This window comes from Streptomyces coelicoflavus (assembly GCF_045041415.1).
Taxonomy (GTDB): domain Bacteria; phylum Actinomycetota; class Actinomycetes; order Streptomycetales; family Streptomycetaceae; genus Streptomyces; species Streptomyces coelicoflavus.
On record NZ_CP108218.1, the window covers coordinates 4056048 to 4071584 of the forward strand.

Annotated in this window: 13 protein-coding genes; 4 read left to right on the forward strand and 9 right to left on the reverse strand. The window is 74.3% G+C overall.

Going from position 1 to position 15537, the window contains the following annotated elements; all coding sequences use genetic code 11:
- Positions 1–241: 241 nt before the first annotated feature.
- Both OHA99_RS17870 and OHA99_RS17875 read right to left on the reverse strand, forming a co-directional pair.
- Entirely contained in the window at positions 242–844 is a 603-nt protein-coding gene (locus tag OHA99_RS17870; protein WP_405696708.1) for an NAD(P)H oxidoreductase, read from the reverse strand.
- A gap of 38 nt (positions 845–882) precedes the next feature.
- A complete protein-coding gene (locus OHA99_RS17875; RefSeq protein WP_153178787.1) occupies positions 883–1632 on the reverse strand; it encodes an SDR family oxidoreductase in 750 nt (249 codons plus the stop codon).
- 211 nt (positions 1633–1843) lie between these two features.
- Between OHA99_RS17875 and OHA99_RS17880 the strand changes: the two genes are divergently transcribed.
- Complete coding sequence (locus OHA99_RS17880) at positions 1844–5098, forward strand: BTAD domain-containing putative transcriptional regulator (RefSeq protein ID WP_405696710.1); 3255 nt, start codon at positions 1844–1846, stop codon at positions 5096–5098.
- A 115-nt stretch (positions 5099–5213) separates the two neighbouring features.
- On the forward strand, positions 5214–5861 hold the full coding sequence (locus tag OHA99_RS17885) for a dihydrofolate reductase family protein (protein ID WP_381499974.1): 648 nt from the start codon (positions 5214–5216) through the stop codon (positions 5859–5861).
- A 16-nt stretch (positions 5862–5877) separates the two neighbouring features.
- Here the strand turns inward: OHA99_RS17885 and OHA99_RS17890 are convergent, their stop codons facing one another.
- The 4 genes from OHA99_RS17890 to OHA99_RS17905 all read right to left on the reverse strand — a co-directional run bounded on the left by OHA99_RS17890 (position 5878) and on the right by OHA99_RS17905 (position 9908).
- Positions 5878–7938, reverse strand: coding sequence for a flavin monoamine oxidase family protein (locus OHA99_RS17890; protein ID WP_381499976.1), 2061 nt, complete (start codon positions 7936–7938; stop codon positions 5878–5880).
- A gap of 175 nt (positions 7939–8113) precedes the next feature.
- Positions 8114–8680, reverse strand: a complete 567-nt coding sequence (locus OHA99_RS17895) for a hypothetical protein (protein ID WP_153178791.1) — start codon at positions 8678–8680, stop codon at positions 8114–8116.
- A gap of 99 nt (positions 8681–8779) precedes the next feature.
- A complete protein-coding gene (locus tag OHA99_RS17900; RefSeq protein WP_345962804.1) occupies positions 8780–9361 on the reverse strand; it encodes a hypothetical protein in 582 nt (193 codons plus the stop codon).
- Positions 9354–9908, reverse strand: a complete 555-nt coding sequence (locus OHA99_RS17905; protein ID WP_087790161.1) for a SigE family RNA polymerase sigma factor — start codon at positions 9906–9908, stop codon at positions 9354–9356. The genes OHA99_RS17900 and OHA99_RS17905 overlap by 8 nt, the downstream gene beginning before the upstream one ends.
- Before the next feature lie 167 nt (positions 9909–10075).
- Between OHA99_RS17905 and OHA99_RS17910 the strand changes: the two genes are divergently transcribed.
- Together OHA99_RS17910 and OHA99_RS17915 are read left to right on the forward strand one after the other, a co-directional pair.
- A complete protein-coding gene (locus OHA99_RS17910) occupies positions 10076–11644 on the forward strand; it encodes a PH domain-containing protein (RefSeq protein ID WP_381584427.1) in 1569 nt (522 codons plus the stop codon).
- A gap of 146 nt (positions 11645–11790) precedes the next feature.
- Positions 11791–12567 carry a polysaccharide deacetylase family protein gene (locus OHA99_RS17915; RefSeq protein ID WP_194279992.1) on the forward strand — a complete coding sequence of 259 codons (777 nt, stop codon included), beginning with the start codon at positions 11791–11793 and terminating at the stop codon, positions 12565–12567.
- 13 nt (positions 12568–12580) lie between these two features.
- Here OHA99_RS17915 and OHA99_RS17920 read toward each other — a convergent pair whose 3' ends face one another.
- The 3 genes from OHA99_RS17920 to OHA99_RS17930 all read right to left on the reverse strand — a co-directional run bounded on the left by OHA99_RS17920 (position 12581) and on the right by OHA99_RS17930 (position 15533).
- Entirely contained in the window at positions 12581–13777 is a 1197-nt protein-coding gene (locus OHA99_RS17920; RefSeq protein WP_164383932.1) for an NAD(P)/FAD-dependent oxidoreductase, read from the reverse strand.
- Between the two features lie 112 nt (positions 13778–13889).
- Positions 13890–14834: an RNA polymerase sigma factor SigJ gene (gene sigJ, locus OHA99_RS17925; protein ID WP_405696715.1), complete on the reverse strand. Its 945-nt coding sequence runs from the start codon at positions 14832–14834 to the stop codon at positions 13890–13892.
- A gap of 21 nt (positions 14835–14855) precedes the next feature.
- Positions 14856–15533, reverse strand: coding sequence for a potassium-transporting ATPase subunit C (locus OHA99_RS17930; RefSeq protein ID WP_405696717.1), 678 nt, complete (start codon positions 15531–15533; stop codon positions 14856–14858).
- Positions 15534–15537: the final 4 nt, after the last annotated feature.

The following is a 15537-nucleotide window of genomic DNA, read 5'->3' on the forward strand; positions in this document are numbered from 1 at the left end:
CCGGCTCGGACGGTGTTGCGGTGGTGTTCGGGAGGGAGGGGGCGCAGGGCCCGGAGGGGGTGTTCGGTTGGGAGGGCGCACGGGGCCGCCCCGGCGGGGGTGTCCGGGCGTGCGCCGCCCTCCCCGTGCCCCCGCGCCCCCGTGCCCCCGCGCGGAGGCGCGGGAACGGCGAACACCGCAGCCACCCGGTGGGGCCGGATGGCTGCGGTGCGATGTCGGGCGGAGGGGTTGTCGGCGGGCGTCAGCGCGGCAGGTGCGACTCCAGTACCGCACCGGCTGCCGCGAGTACCTCGCGTACCCGCGCCGGTCGCAACGCCTGTGGGACGCCGGACAGTTCGGTGCCGTGCAGCAGGTGCACCGACGCGTCGGCGATGCCGCAGAACTCGGAAACGCCGACCCGCAGCTGGACGTCCATCGCGGAGTCGAGTCCGGCCTTCGCGTAGTCCGCGTCCGGGCCGCCCGCGAGGCCGAGCCAGAGCATCCGCTTCCCGGCGAGCCGGGGTCTGCTGCGGCCGTACGCGAACCCGTAGTTCCACACCCGGTCGATCCAGCCCTTGACGACGGCCGGCGGCGCGAACCACCACACCGGGAAGACGACGAGGATGTCGTCCGCCGCGGCGACACGGTCCATGTGGGCGTGGACTTCGGGCGAGTACTTCTTCTCCCGGTCCTCCCAGTCCGGTTCGTCGGCGGGTGTCAGCCGGGGGTCGAAGTCCTCGGCGTACAGGTCGAGCACGTCGACCGTGCCGTCCGTCTCCTCGACGCGGGCGCGCAGGTGGCCGGCCACCTGGGCGGTCAGCGAGTCGGGCCGGGGGTGGGCCAGGACCAGCAGGGTGTGGGGCATGGGTGTCTCCGATCTTCTCCCGGGGCTGGGTCGGGTGGTCAGAGGCCGAGGCCGGAGCCTCCGCTCACGTCGATGTTCTGGCCGGTCACCCAGCGGGCGTCGTCGGAGGCGAGGAAGGAGACGACGTCGGCGACGTCGGCGGGCAGGCCGACCCGGTTGAAGACGGAGAAGCCGGCGGCGTGGGCCTTGGCCGCCGGGTCGGCCATCCAGGGGTGGATGTCGGTCTCGATGGTGCCCGGGGAGACGGCGTTGACGGTGATGCCCCGGGAGCCGAGGGTCTGCGCCAGGGTGAGGGTCAGCACCTCGACGGCGCCCTTGGAGGCGGCGTAGGAGGTCATGCCGGGGAAGGCGACCTTGGTGACGCCGGAGGACACGTTGATGATCCGGCCACCGTCGCGCAGGCGTTCCAGGCCCTTCTGGACGATGAAGAAGGGCGCCTTGGCGTTGACCGCGAAGACCTTGTCGTAGTCGGCCTCGGAGACCTCGTGGATCAGGCCGGGGCCGGCGATGCCCGCGTTGTTGACCAGGATGTCGAGGCCGTCCGCGTGCGCGTCGAACGCCTGCCACAGGGCCTCCGCGTCGCCGGGGACGCCCAGTTCGGTGCGGACGGTGAACGCGGCGCCGCCGGCGGCCTCGATGGTGGCCACGGTCTCCTTGGCGGCCGCCTCGTTGCTGGCGTAGTGGACGCCGACCCGCGCCCCTTCGGAGGCCAGGCGCAGGGCGATGGCACGGCCGATGCCGCGGCTGGCGCCGGTGACGAGGGCGGTGGTGCCGGTGAGCTTGCTCATGGTGCGTCCCCTTCGACGGACTCGGTGACTCGCTGCTGTCGGGGAACACCGTCGGACGCGGTGCTTCGGATCGGGTTCGGGCGGTGTTACGGCCCTGTTCGGGGCGGAGTTCCGGCGCTCTCCGTCGGTCCCGGGGGCGCAGGGGTGCCGCGGCCGTTCCGGGGAGCGGTCCTCCAACGAGCCCGTTCGCGGCAGGGGTTACCGTGGCGCCATGCGATTCGGGGTGCTGGGGGAGACGGCCGTCTGGACCGATGCCGGGAAGCCCGTCCGTGTTCCGGAGCTCAAGGTGCGGGCCCTGCTCGCGTCCCTGCTCGTCGCCCAGGGGCGGCCCGTGGCCGTGCACCGGTTGATCGACGACCTGTGGGGCGACGAGCCGCCGGGCAGCCCGGCCAGGGCACTTCAGGCCAAGGTCTCCCAGCTGCGCCGCGTCCTGGAGGAGGCCGAGCCGGGCGGTCGCGGACTGGTGGTGTCCCGGGCACCCGGTTACCAGCTCACCGTGGCGGACGGGGCCCTCGACGCGGACCGGTTCGCCGGGCTGGCGGCTCGGGCCAGGACCGAGCAGGACGAGCGCGTGCGGGCCGGGCTCCTCGCCGACGCGCTCGCCCTGTGGCGGGGGCCGGCGTTCGCGGACTTCTCGGAGGAGACGTTCACCCGGGCCGCGGTGAACCGGCTGGAGGAGGACCGGCTCGCCGTCCTGGAGGACCACGCCGAGGCCCGGCTCGACAGTGGTGAGCACACCGCACTGGCCGGGGAACTGGCGGAGCTGGTCGAACGGTACCCCCTGCGGGAGCGGCTGCGGTCGGTGCAGCTGCGGGCGCTGTACCGGTCCGGGCGGCAGGGCGAGGCACTCGCCGGCTACGAAGAGCTGCGCACCCGGCTCGCGGACGAACTCGGCCTCGACACGAGCCCCGAACTGGCCGCTCTGCACCAGGCGATGCTCCGGCAGGACCCGGAACTGGGCGCCGCCCGCCCAGACCCTGCTCCCGCCCGTGCCAGGACGAACATCCTCGCCCCGTTCAGCGGTCTCGTCGGCCGGGAGGGCGAGGTCGCAGACGTACGCGGACTCCTCGGCACCCGGCGGCTGGTCACCCTCACCGGCCCCGGCGGCGTCGGCAAGAGCCGGCTCGCCGTCGCCGTCGCCGTCGCCGAGCGGTTGCGGGGCGGCTTCCCGGACGGGGAATGGCTGGTCGAACTCGCCGGGTCCGGCGGTGACCTGGCCGAGGTCGTCGCGGCCGCCATGAGCCTGCGGGACGACGGGGTCTGGGGCGTACGGCCCGAGGGGGAGCGGCCGCTCGACGCGGCGGACCGGCTGGCCGAGGTGCTGCGGGACAAGCGGATGCTGCTCGTCCTCGACAACTGCGAGCATGTGATCGACGAGGCCGCGGCACTGGCGGAGCTGCTGCTGCGGTCGGCGCCCGGGCTGGTGCTGCTGACGACCAGCCAGGAGCCGTTGGCGCTCGCCGGGGAGACCCTGTGGGCCGTGCCGCCGCTCGCCCCGCAGGACGCGGTCGACCTGTTCTCGGCACGGGCCGCGGCCGCCTCTCCCGGCTTTGTGCTCGGCCCGCCCAACGCGGACGCGGTCGGAGCCATCTGCCGTCGGCTGGACGGTATTCCGCTGGCCCTGGAGCTGGCCGCGACCCGTGTGCGGGCGCTCGGTGTGGACCGGCTGCTGGAGCGGCTGGACGACCGGTTCCGGCTGCTCAGCGCCGGACAGCGAGGTGCGCCCGCCCGCCAGCAGACGCTGCGCGCGGTGATCGACTGGAGCTGGGAGCTGCTGGGCGGGCCGGAACGGGCCGTGCTGCGGCGGCTCGCCGTGACCGCCGAGGGGTGCACGCCGGAGGCGGCCGAGGAAGTGTGCGCGGGCGACGGGGTCGACGCCGGGAACGTACTGAACCTGCTGGTGCGGCTGGTGGACCGGTCACTCGTGGTCGCCGCCGACACCGCCGAGGGCCCGCGGTACCGGCTGCTGGAGTCCGTCTCCGCGTACTGCGTCGAGCGGATGCGGGAAGCGGGCGAGACGGAGCCGGTACGAAGGCGGCACCTCGCGTACTTCACGGGGCTGGCCGAGACCGCGGAGCCGCGGCTGCGTGACCACGGGCAGGGGACGTGGCTGGCGCGGCTGGACGCCGAGAGCGCGAATCTGCGTGCGGCCCTGGACGGTGCGGTCGAGCGGCACGAGACGGACCACGCGCTGCGGCTCGTCCACGCGCTGTCCTGGTACTGGATCCTGCGCGGCCGGCTCGGCGAGGCCCGGCGCTCGCTGGCCGCGGCGCTCGCGCTGCCCGGCGGTGACGCGGCACTGCGGGCGAAGGCCGGTGCGTGGCAGACCGGCATCGCCATCCTGACCGGCGACGGGACGGACCGTGCTGCCCGGATCGAGGCGGCTCTCAGGGCGTGCGAACAGGTCGGCGACCCGGCGGTGACGGCGTGGGCGCGGTGGTTCCTGGCGCACGCGCTGTGCGTGACGGGGGATCTCCCGAGGGGCGAGGCGCTCACCGAGGCGTCGCTGGACGGCTACCGGGAGCTCGGGGAGCGCTGGGGAGAGGCGGCCGCGCTGGCGGACCGGTCCGTCCAGCGGCTGCTGCGGGGCGATCTGGCCGGTACGCGGGAGGACGCGGGGCGCAGCACGGAGCTGTTCGGGGCAGTCGGGGACGTCTGCGGACAGGTGTGGTCGGTGTATCCGCTGGCGTCGGTCGCCGAGATCCACGGCGACTACGCGCACGCGGCCCGGCTGCGACAGGCCGGGCTGGACAGCGCCGAGAAGTTCGGCCTCTCCACCCAGGCCGCGGACCTGCTGTCCGGGCTCGGACGGACGGCGCTGCTCACCGGCGACCTCGGCAGGGCGCGGGAGTACCACGAGCGGTCCCGGCGCCTCGCCGCCGACCTGGGCTTCCGCGCGGGCGAGATCAACGCGGAGCTGGGGCTCGGTCTCGGCGCGCGCCGCGACGGGCTCCTCGACGAGGCGGAGGCCCGGATGCGTACGGTCCTGGAATGGCACCGCCAGGTCGGGCTCGACGGGGCGAACGCGCTGATCCTGGCCGAGCTGGGCTTCATCGCCGAGCTGCGCGGCGACGCGCGCGGTGCGCTGGCCCACCATGAGGAGGGCTACGAGACGGCCCTCACGACCGACGACCCCCGGGCGGTCGCCCTGGCCCTGGAGGGCCTCGCCGCCGCTCACGCCCTCGCGTACCGCCCCGGAGCCGCGGCGCTGCTCCTCGGCGCCGCGTCCGCCGCGCGCGCCGCCACGGGCGCGCCGCTCCCGCCCGCGGAGCGACTGGACGTCGGCCGCACCACCGCCGCGGCGACCGCGGCGCTGGGGGCGGCGGTCTTCACGGACGCCTTCACGCAGGGGGCGGCGCTGTCTCCGGAGGCGGCACACGCCCAGGCACACGCGCAGGCGCGGGCGTCGGGGATCCCGGCCGGCCACCGGCAGGCGGCCCGCGGAACGGATTCAGTCAGCGGTTGACCTGGCACTTCGAAGAACTCGCGCGGCGCTGTCGATTCCGCCGGGTCCCGTTCGACATCTTGATGCAGGACGCATCTCCAGGGACCAGGACCAACAGGACCGGATGAGGGAACGCATGGATCAGCTGCTGCGAGTACAGAACTTCACCGTCTCGCGCGACGGCGTCGCCGCCGGCGAGGACCAGAGCCTGGAGCGGCCCTTCGGCCACGACGTCGATCCGGGGCGGCTCTTCGCCTGGGCCGGCGCCACGGCGAGCTGGCCGGGCCGCACCGAGCCAGGAGGAACCCGGGGTCTCGACGACTACTTCACGCGGGACTTCAGCCACAACATCGGCGCCGAGATCATGGGCCGCAACAAGTTCGGCCCCCAGCGCGGCCCGTGGCAGGACCACGAGTGGCAGGGCTGGTGGGGTGACGAGCCGCCGTTCCACACGCCGGTGTTCGTGCTGACCCACCACGCGCGTCCGTCGTTCACGCTCTCCGACACCACGTTCCACTTCGTGGACGGCGAACCCGCCACCGTGCTCGCGCGGGCGCGGGAGGCCGCACGGGGCAAGGACGTCCGGCTCGGCGGCGGTGTGAGCACCGTCCGGGAGTTCCTCGACGCCGGACTCGTCGACACCCTGCACGTGGCCGTCGCGCCGGTGACGCTCGGGTCCGGGCTGCGCCTGTGGGACTCGCCCGAGCAGCTGCTGGAGCGGTACCACATGGACGTCGTGCCCAGCCCGAGCGGCATGACGCACCACCTCTTCTGGCGTCGATGACACGAGCGGGGGGACGTCAGCCCGTGTGCACCTTCAGGGCGGTGCGGACGGCTGATTCGAGGGCGCCCTCGATCCAGGCGGGTTTGATCGAGGTGTGGTCGCCCGCGAAGTGCAGGGGTCCTTCCGACGTGGGGATGTCGGGGAACAGCTCCGTGTGCTGGCCGGGGAAGAGCACGGACGCCTCGCCGTAGGCGTAGTGGTCGCGCATCCACGACTGGGTCCGGCACTTGGTGGTGAAGAAGACCTCGCACCGGCGCCCGAAGACGGCCTGCACTCCGGCGAGGGCGCGCAGGCAGCGCTCCTCGTCGGCGTAGGCGTCCCACTTGAGGGCGTCGTCGGACCAGCTGTAGGAGGCCAGCACGATGCCGCCGTCGCTGCCCTCCATGGGGTGGGCGTGCTCGAAGTACATGAAGCGGTTGGCGTTGTCGCTGACGGAGCCGCCGCCTCGGACGTGCGCGGCCTCGACCTCGCCCTCCCCGGCGGGCCGGAAGGCGGCGAAGCAGTGCTTGTAGGCGTCGGGGACCGTCACCCCCAGGGCCCGCACGGATTCGTGTGCGCCGAGGTGCCGGGCGTCCGTGACCTTGCCCGCCCGGTACTTGTCGTAGAGGCCGTCCTCGATGCCGTCGAGGGTCTGCTTCCACTGCTCCTCGGTCATCTCCCACCAGCGGCGGGAGAACTCCAGCAGCACCTTGGTCGCGGCGTCGTAGTGCAGCTCCGTGACGGCCCGGCGCTTGCCGTACGACAGCGGGGGGTCGAAGGCGACGTGCCGCAGTCCGGAGAAGGGAACGGTGACGATCGCCTCGTCCCCCTCGAAGACCTCCGTGGTGCCCCCCTTGCCCGTCTGGCAGTCCTCGGAGACGGTGTGCACCCGTACCTTGCCGCCGGTGCGTTCGATGCGCACGGCCCGCCGGTCCAGCCGTACCTTCCCCTTCACCGGCGCGTACATCGCGTCGGCGAGCAGCGCGGTGCCGCCCTTGATCTCCCAGAACCTGGTGCCGGGGTCGATCAGCGCGCTGGACAGGAAGCTGTGCAGGAAGGAGAGGTGCAGTCGCGAGGTCAGGTTCTGGATGGTCCCGACGAGGTCGACGGTCCTCGTGTCGAGACCGGCGGCTTCGGTGAGGTAGCGGTACATGGACCAGTGCCCGTACTTCTCGAGGACCTCGGTCCAGCCGTCGACGAGTGCCGTGCCCTCCTTTCCGCGGATGAGCCGGTGTACGGGTGCGAGGGCGTCCGCGAGGATGGCGGCGGCGGTCTTCCCGCGGTTGGCGCCGGTGACGCCGAAGGTGTCGTTGACCCGTTCCGGGTTCTTGTCGTAGTCGGCGCGCCGCTCGTGGACGCCGTTGACGTGGATCCAGGTGCGGTTGGTCTTCTTCGCCGGGTCGTCGGGGTCGACGTCGACCAGGTAGAACTCCTGGCGGGGCAGGTCGAACTTCTTGAGCAGGGCCATGAGGAGCGGGTGGCTCTCCGGCAGCCGCATGGCGCCGGCCTCGGCGTACTGCCGGGGGTCGGCGAAAGGCTGCCGGCCCTTCTCGTGACCGCCCTTGCGGAAGGTCTTGACACGGCCGCCGACCCGGTTGCCGTTGGCCTCGATCACGACGACGTCGTGGCCCGCGCGGTTGAGCAGGTCGGCGGCGAGCAGTCCCGCCGGACCGGCCCCGACGACCAGGACCCGCTTGGTGCCCTTGCCCCGGCCGGCCGGCAGACCGTCGTTGACCACCTTCACGTAGGACGGGACCAGGGGCTTGTCGTGCGCGTCGTGGACGACGACCGCGCGGGCGACCGTCCGGTACGCCTCGGGGTCGGTGCCGGGCGGCGCCGCGGCCGGCGTGATCGCCGGCGCGGTGGCGGGACTGAGCGCCGTCGCGGGGGTGGCGGAGGCGGCGGTGAGCCCGACGGCGATCGCCGAGGCACCGGTCGCCGTGACCACGGAGCGCCGCGAGGGCGTGGTCCGGCGGGGGGCCGGTGGCCGGGCCGGGGTGCCGTGGGCGCCGGAAGCGGGCTGCTCCTCGCCGTTCTCGCGGGGAGACCCGCCGGACGACGCGCTCGCGCCTGAGGTGTACGCGTTCTGAGTGTTCATCGCGTCCCACCCTTGACGCCCCTTGGCGCGGGAACGGCACCGTGGCGGTGCGCTCACACGGACGGGACGGGTAAACCACTCGAACCGGTCCACGGGATGTACCGGTGTTCACCCGACCTGCCCTTCCCGCACCCGACCGCGCCCGCTCCCGCGGACCAGGGTGTGCGCCCGCGGATCAGGGTGTGTACAGCGACTGCACCCTGGTGACCCGCCCCTGGCCGTCGAAGCTCAGGTCGAAGCCGAGGAGCGCGCGGTCCGAGGAGGGCCGGGCCGTCAGGCGGCCGACGAACTCGGCCCGGGTGTACGCGGCGGGGTGCTTCGCGTCGCCGAGCGGCACCGACAGGAGCACCTGGGCGTCCTCGGTCATGCTCACCTCGGTGTAGGGCCCCTCGCCCGGGACGATCACCCATGCCTCGAATTGAGGGTGGGGCTTCTTCTCGGCGGGCCGGACCGACAGGTAGGTCCGGCCGCCGGCGGTCCGGGCGTCGCCGATCTGCACGAACTGCTTGGTGCCGGCCCAGCGGGCCGCGGTGGCGCTCGGCCCGCTGCTCGGGGCCGTCCCGTCCGGCGCCGGGGCGGGCGGCGCCGACGTCACGGACGCGGTGGCGGACGCGGTGGCGGTGGCGGCCTGCCCGGCGTCCGGTCCGTCGTCCGGTCCGCCGCACCCGGTGAGGGCCAGCAGGCCGAGGGTGAGGGCGGTGAGACGGCGGACGGTGGTGGTCCGGCGGTGTGCGACGCGCATGGTGAAGTCCCCCCAAGGACGTGGTGCGTTCCGGATACGCACTCTCTACGCGCCGGCCCGCCCGGCCGGTTGCATGCTGATCCGGGTTTTCCCGCAGGATCAGTCGCCGAGCCAGTACGCCTCCCGCAGCGAGTGCACGCGGCCCTCGCCGTCGTAGTCGATCGCGAAGGCCCACTTCGGCCCGGCGGCCAGCCGGTCCAGCAGCTCGTCCAGGCGCAGGTCCGCCGGTTTCCCGCCGGACAGCCGCCGTGCCTCGACCGGCGTCCCCCGCGGCAGGGTCAGCGTGTGCACCTCGCCCGTGGGCGTCGCCCCGCCCCGCGCGGTACGCAGCGGCTCGACGGTGACCCGCACCGTGTCGTCGCCCTCCGCCACCGCGTCGTACACGTAGGCCAGTTCCTCGGCGTACTCCGCTCCCGGAGCGGGCGTCGGCGGCACGAAGGGCGAAGCGGCGGACGTCGGGAGGACGGCGGGCGGCTCGGGGTCCCGGGCGGCCCGGACCAGCGACAGGCCGCCCAGGGCCACCGCCGCGGCCAGCAGCGCGCCGCCGGACGCCAGTGCGGCCCGCCTGCGGCGCCGGCGCTGCTCGCCGCGCGCCCGGATCCGCTCCGGGGCCGGCGGCACCGCGTGCCGGCGGCCCGACTCGGCGAGGTCCGCCAGGGACTCCTCCAGCCTGTCAGCCATGTCGCACCTCCGGCGGGCGGCTCGTCCGCGGATCCAGTTCGGTGTCGGACAGCAGCCGGGCCAGCGCCGCCCGGCCGCGGCTCAGCTGCGCCTTGACCGTACCGACCGGGCTGCCGACCTCGGCGGCCACCTGCTCGACCGTCAGGTCGCACAGGTGGTGGAGCACCACGGCCCGTCGTTGCGCCTCGGGTATCCGCCGCAGCGCCTGGACCAGCAGCACGTGGTGCGGTTCCGGGGGCGGAACGGCGGCCGGCGGGCCCTGGCGCCGGGCGAAGGCGAGCGCCGTGCGCACCTTCCGCCACCGGCTGACCGCCAGCCGCCAGGCCACCGTGCGCACCCATGCCTCGGGGGCACCGTTCAGGTCCAGCTCGGTCCGCCGTTCCCAGGCCCGGGCGAAGGCCTCCTGGACCACGTCCTGGGCCTCGGCGAGGTCGCCCGTCATCGCGTACAGGTGCCCGATGAGCCGGCCGACGCTCTCGGCGTAGAAGGCGTCGAACTCGTGCGTGTCCGCACCCCGGCCGGTGCTCGGTTCGTCTGGTGGTCGCATGTCTCCCCCGTCGGGCTGCACGGTGCCATCCGACCGCCTTCCGGTACAAGCGGCCGGCGTCGTCGGCGCCGGTCCGCCCTCGCACCGGTCCCCGGCAGCCTGGCGGGCCGGAACGCTGCCGGATGCCGTACAGGCGGGGATGCCGCGGCCGGTGGCACGATGCGCGCATGACCGTCGGCCAGGAAGTGAGCGTCCGGCCGCCGCGCAGGCGGCCTCTGTGGGTGTGCGTCGGGGTGGGCGCGGCCGGGGCCGTCCTGGCCGCGGGGCGCCTGGTGTACTCGGGTGCGTTCGCGGACTGGTGGGTGGGCGGCGGGCTGCTGGCCGCTCTGGTGGGCGTCGCGTTCCTCCACGGGGTCACCCTCGAGGTGGCCGCCGACGCGTACGGCGTGCGGTACGGCTCGCTGCTGCGCCGTCACCGGAGCGTGCCGTGGGACGACATCGCCGACCTGCGCGTCCACATCCAGTACGGGCGGCACGGGGAGGAGTACTTCCGCGTCGGTGTGCTGCTGCGCGACGGGCGGACGCGGCGGCTGCCCCTGCCGGTGTCCGGGTCCCGGGACGACCGGCCGGACTTCGACGCGACGCTGGACGCGCTGCGGGCGCTGCACCGTCGTCACGGGCGGCCCGAGTCGGACCATCTCGTCGTCATCTCGAAGCGCGTCGCCGGGCGCGGGATCGCCGTGCCCGTGTTCCTGTGCGTGCTGCTGCTCGCGGGCGCGGGGCTGGCCGCGTGGTTCGTGCCGGTGACCGGGGCGACGAAGGAGGCGTGGACGTCGGCCGTACCGTGTGCGGCCGGGACGCCGTCCGCCGAGCGCCGTGAGTGCCTGACCACCCTGGACGCCGTGGTCGCGCGCACCGAGGTGGGCCGGGGGAAGCGGCCCAGCCGGCTGTACTTCGCCGACGGCCGGCCGCTGGACCGGATCACGGTCTCCCGGGACGGCGCCCAGGCCTTCCGGGCCGGTGACCCCGTCGAACTCACCCTGTGGCGCGGTCAGGTGAGGGTGGTCGCGGGGGAACACCACGTCTGGCGGGAGAACTTCACCAGTGCCGGATCGGTGGCCGTCGTCGCGGCCGCGCTCGCTTTGGCCGCGGGCTGGCCGGGTGCCCGGGTGCTGGTGCACCGGCGCGGGCGCCGGCTTCCCGACGACGAGGTGCTGCCGTCGGTGCTGCCGTTCCTGGGCGTTCTGGCCGTCACGGCCGTATGGCTGCTCCCGCTCTGCTACCTCCACCCCATGGGGCTGCCGGCCTCTGCCGGGCCCCTCGCGTGGGCGGGTGCGGGGACGCTCGGCACGCTGGCCCTCCTCGTCCCGGCCTGGCGCGCGACCCGGATCCGTACGCCCCGTCCGGCCGCGGCGCTGCCCGGGGAGGCCGCCGGCGAGGACGTGTTCCTCGCCGCCCGCTTCCTGGAGAGCACCGACTACAACCCGAACCACTTCGGCACCCATGTCGTGCTCGGCGACGGCCCGCCCGCCGTCGTCCCCCACCCCGGCCCGGGGCGGTTCGCGGCGAGGCCCGTCCCCGCGCACCGGCTCACCGTCAAGGGCGTACGGCGTCCGCGCGGCGGCGACGGCGACGGCGTGCCCCGCGGCTGGCACGTCGCCGAGCTCGACGACGCGGGCGAGCCGGTCCGCCTCGCGGCGGCCCCGGCCGACCTGGCCCGCATCCTGCACGCGCTGGACGCCGCCGGGGCGTCCGCCGGGGCCACGCCCTCCGGGACCACGCCTTCCGGGGCCTGACGCCGCGTCGGGTTGTCCGGGAACTCCCCCGGAATTGTCCGTGATCCGTAACGAACGGATCCTCCGGTCGTTTTCATCCGTCCTGTCATGTGGTCCCCGGCGTGAGCGGGGGCGGCGAGGGACTACGCGAAGGCGGGGCGGCGGACATGGCGCGGCACGGTGGTGGGCGGGGCTGGTACGGCAAGGTGGTCGGGGCGGCGCTCGGTGTGACGATGCTCGCCGTCGGCGCCTCGGTGTGGACCGCGCAGGCCGACTCCGTCGGCGGCGGCGCGACGCCGCGGGCGTCCGCGTCGGCCACGCCGGGCGGCGGCGCCAGGCCCGTCGACATCAGCATCGCGCACGCCTCGGACGCGGGGCCGCGCGGCGTGAACATCACCATCGACGACGGCCCCGACCCCAACTGGACGCCCCAGGTGCTCGAGCTGCTGAAGGAACACGGCGTGAAGGCCACCTTCTGCATGACGGGCCTCCAGGCCCAGGCGCACCCGGACCTCGTGAAGGACGTCGTCGCGGCCGGGCACCGGCTCTGCGACCACTCGGTGTCGCACGACACCGCCATGGACAAGAAGTCCGAGGCGTACCAGTCCAAGGAGATCCTCGACGCCGAGCGCATGATCACCGAGGCGTCCGGCGGTGTGCGGCCGGTGTACTACCGGGCGCCCGGCGGGGCGTTCACCCCCTACAGCCGCAAGCTCGCCGCCTCGCGGGGCATGCGCCCGCTGGGCTGGAACGTGGACACCAAGGACTTCGAGCGGCCGGGTACGGACGCCATCGTCGCCACCGTCCAGCGGGAGCTGCCCAACGGGCCGACGATCCTCTTCCACGACGCCGGCGGCGACCGCACCCAGACCGTCGAGGCCCTGCGGCAGGTCCTGCCCTGGCTGAAGGAGCAGGGGTACGACTTCGGGTTCCCGGTGCGCTGAGCGCGGCGGCCGCTCAGACCGTCGGGGCCGGCTCAGGCGTCCGGGGGGCGACGGGGCGGCGGCGGGTCGGGACGCCGAGGGTGGGGTTGGCGACGCCCCAGGCCGCGGACTTGCAGACGAGTTCCTTGTAGCGGGCGGCGAGCCGGCCGGTCAGGGCCGCGCCCACCGCGCGGTCGTCGGCGGTGACGTACTGGATCAGGCCCTGGCTGCGGCCCAGCGAGATGCACTGGTTGAAGTAGCGCGGCGTCACCTTCGGCAGCTTCGCGCCGGTCAGGCGGGCCGCGACGGCGTCGGCGGCCTGCCAGGCGGTGGGCACGCCCGAGGCGCACGACATCCGCAGCGGCTTGCCGCCGGGGCCCGCCGCCAGGGCCGCGTCGCCGACGGCGTAGACGTCCGGGTGGGAGACCGAGCGCATGGTCGCGTCGACCACGATCCGGCCGGTGTCGGTGACCTCCAGCGTGGTGGCCCTCGCCAGGGGGTGGACGGCGAAGCCGGTGGTCCACACCGTCACGTCGGCCGGGACGGACGTGCCGTCGGCGGTGACGACGTGGTCGGCGGCCACGGCCGTGACGGCGGCGTTCTCGCGGGCCGTGATGCCCAGGGTGTGGAAGACCTTCCGCAGGTGGCGGCGGCCCTTGGGGGAGAGCCAGTCGCCGAGTTCGCCGCGGGCGGTGAGCGTCACGTCGAGGTCCGGGCGGGCCTCGGCGATCTCGGTCGCGGCCTCCAGGCCGGTGAGCCCGCCGCCGACGACGACCACGGTGCGGCCGGCCGCCAGCCCCGCCAGCCGTTCGCGCAGCCGGAGCGCTCCGGGACGCCCGGCGATCTCGTGGGCGTGCTCCGCGGCGCCGGGGACGTCCTGCGGGTTCCAGGCACTGCCGAGGGCGTAGACGAGGGTGTCGTACGCCAGCTCGCCCGTGCCGTCCGGGTCCGTGACGGAGACGGTCCTGCGGTCGGTGTCCACGCCGGTGACCTGCGCGATCCTCACCTCGACCCCGGTCTTCGCGAACATCTCGTCCAGCGGCCGGGCCCTGAGGTCCTGGCCGGTCGCGAGCTGGTGCATCCTGACCCGTTCGACGAAGTGGGGCTCGGCGTTGACGAGGGTGATGGCCGCGTCCTGGGGGCGCAGCCGCCTGGCGAGACGGCCGGCGGCGACGGCTCCGGCGTATCCGGCGCCCAGGACGACGATGCGGTGCTGCGTGGGGTGCTGCATGACGTACTCCCTTGTCTGCGGCCGCTGAGGCTCTCCAGCGGGACTCGCCCCTTGAACCGGGCAGCTCGCCGATTCCTGACAGGGGCGGGGAGTGACGCGCGCCACAGTCCGGTCAGAAGGCGCGGACCAGGGGTTCCCCGTGGTCGGTGGCCGCCCACCGGCGGGTGGCGCGTTCGAGCTTGTCGGGATTGACCTGGTTGCGGAAGCCCGCGAGCCCCTCGGGGGTGACCTCCAGGCACATGATCCCGATGACCCGGCCGTGCACGACGGCCACGACGGCGGGGTCGCCGTTGGCGGTGGTCGCGTGGATCTCGGCGGGGCCGCCGGTCAGCGCCCGCTTGGCCTTGCCGGGCTTGAACAGGCCCCGCAGGAACGTCGCCACGGCGCGGGCGCCCTCGAACGCCTTGGCGCGGGCCGGGACCTTTCCGCCGCCGTCGCCGATCGACACGGCGTCCTGGGTGAGCAGCCGCACGAGGGGTTCGGTCCGGCCGCTGGTGGCCGCCGTGAGGAACTCCTCGACGATCCGCCGGGCAGCGGCCTCGTCGACCTGCGTACGGGCCCGGCCCCGCGCGACGTGCTTCCTGGCCCGGTGCAGTGTCTGCTGGCTGGCGTCCTCCGTGATGTCGAGGATCGCGGCGATCTCCCGGTGCGCGTATCCGAACGCCTCGCGCAGGACGTACACGGCCCGCTCGCCCGGTGAGAGCCGCTCCAGCAGGGTGAGGACCGCGAGGGAGACCGACTCGCGCTGCTCGGCCGTCTCCGCCGGGCCGAGCATGGGGTCGCCGGCGAGCAGCGGTTCGGGCAGCCACTGGCCCACGTAGGTCTCCCGCCGGGCGCGGGCCGAGGTGAGCTGGTTGAGGCACAGGTTGGTGAGGACCTTGGTCAGCCAGGCCTCGGGGACCTCGACCCGCTCGACGTCGGCCGCCTGCCAGCGCAGGAACGTCTCCTGCACGGCGTCCTCCGCCTCGCTCGCCGAGCCGAGCAGGCGGTAGGCGATGGCCTCCAGGCGGTGCCTGGAGGCCTCGAACCGTTCCACGTCGCTCGCGGTCAGGGCCATGGCCCGGATTGTAACCGCGCCTCAGTGCCCGGCCGCCCGCGCCACCAGTTCCCCGAGCGCGACGTTCAGTTCCAGGACGTTCACCCGCGGCTCGCCGATGAAGCCGAGGGTGCGCGGGGTGGTGTGCTCGTCGACGAGCGTCCGTATCCGCGCGACGGGCAGACCGTTGCGCTCGGCGACCCGGCGCACCTGGAGGCCGGCGTACTCGGGGGAGATGTCCGGGTCCAGGCCGGAGCCGGAGGAGGTGACGGCGTCGGCGGGCACGTCGGACGGGTCGACGGGGTGGCCGGGCACGGAGTTGTCCTTGACGACGGCGGCCTTGGCGTCCTTCACCCACCGGAGGAGTTCCGGGTTGTCGGCGGAGCGGTTGGTGGCGCCGGACAGGATCAGCTCGTACTGGGTGTTCACGCTGTTGGTACCGAGGCCGTTGGCCGGGCGGCCCTGGAACCATTTCAGGTCCGGCTTCGAGGTCTCCTGGCCGTCCTTCAGCGGCAGGTTGTAGGACTGGCCGATGAGGGAGGAGCCGACGACCTTTCCGTCCGCCTCGATCTCGGAGCCGTTCGCCTTCCCGGGGAACAGCCCCTGGGCGACGCCGGTGACGGCGAGCGGATACACGATGCCGGTGACCACGGTCAGGACGAGCAGGGCGCGCAGGCCCGCCGCGAACAGCCGGGCGGCGTTGGTGAGGGAAGTGTTCATGTCG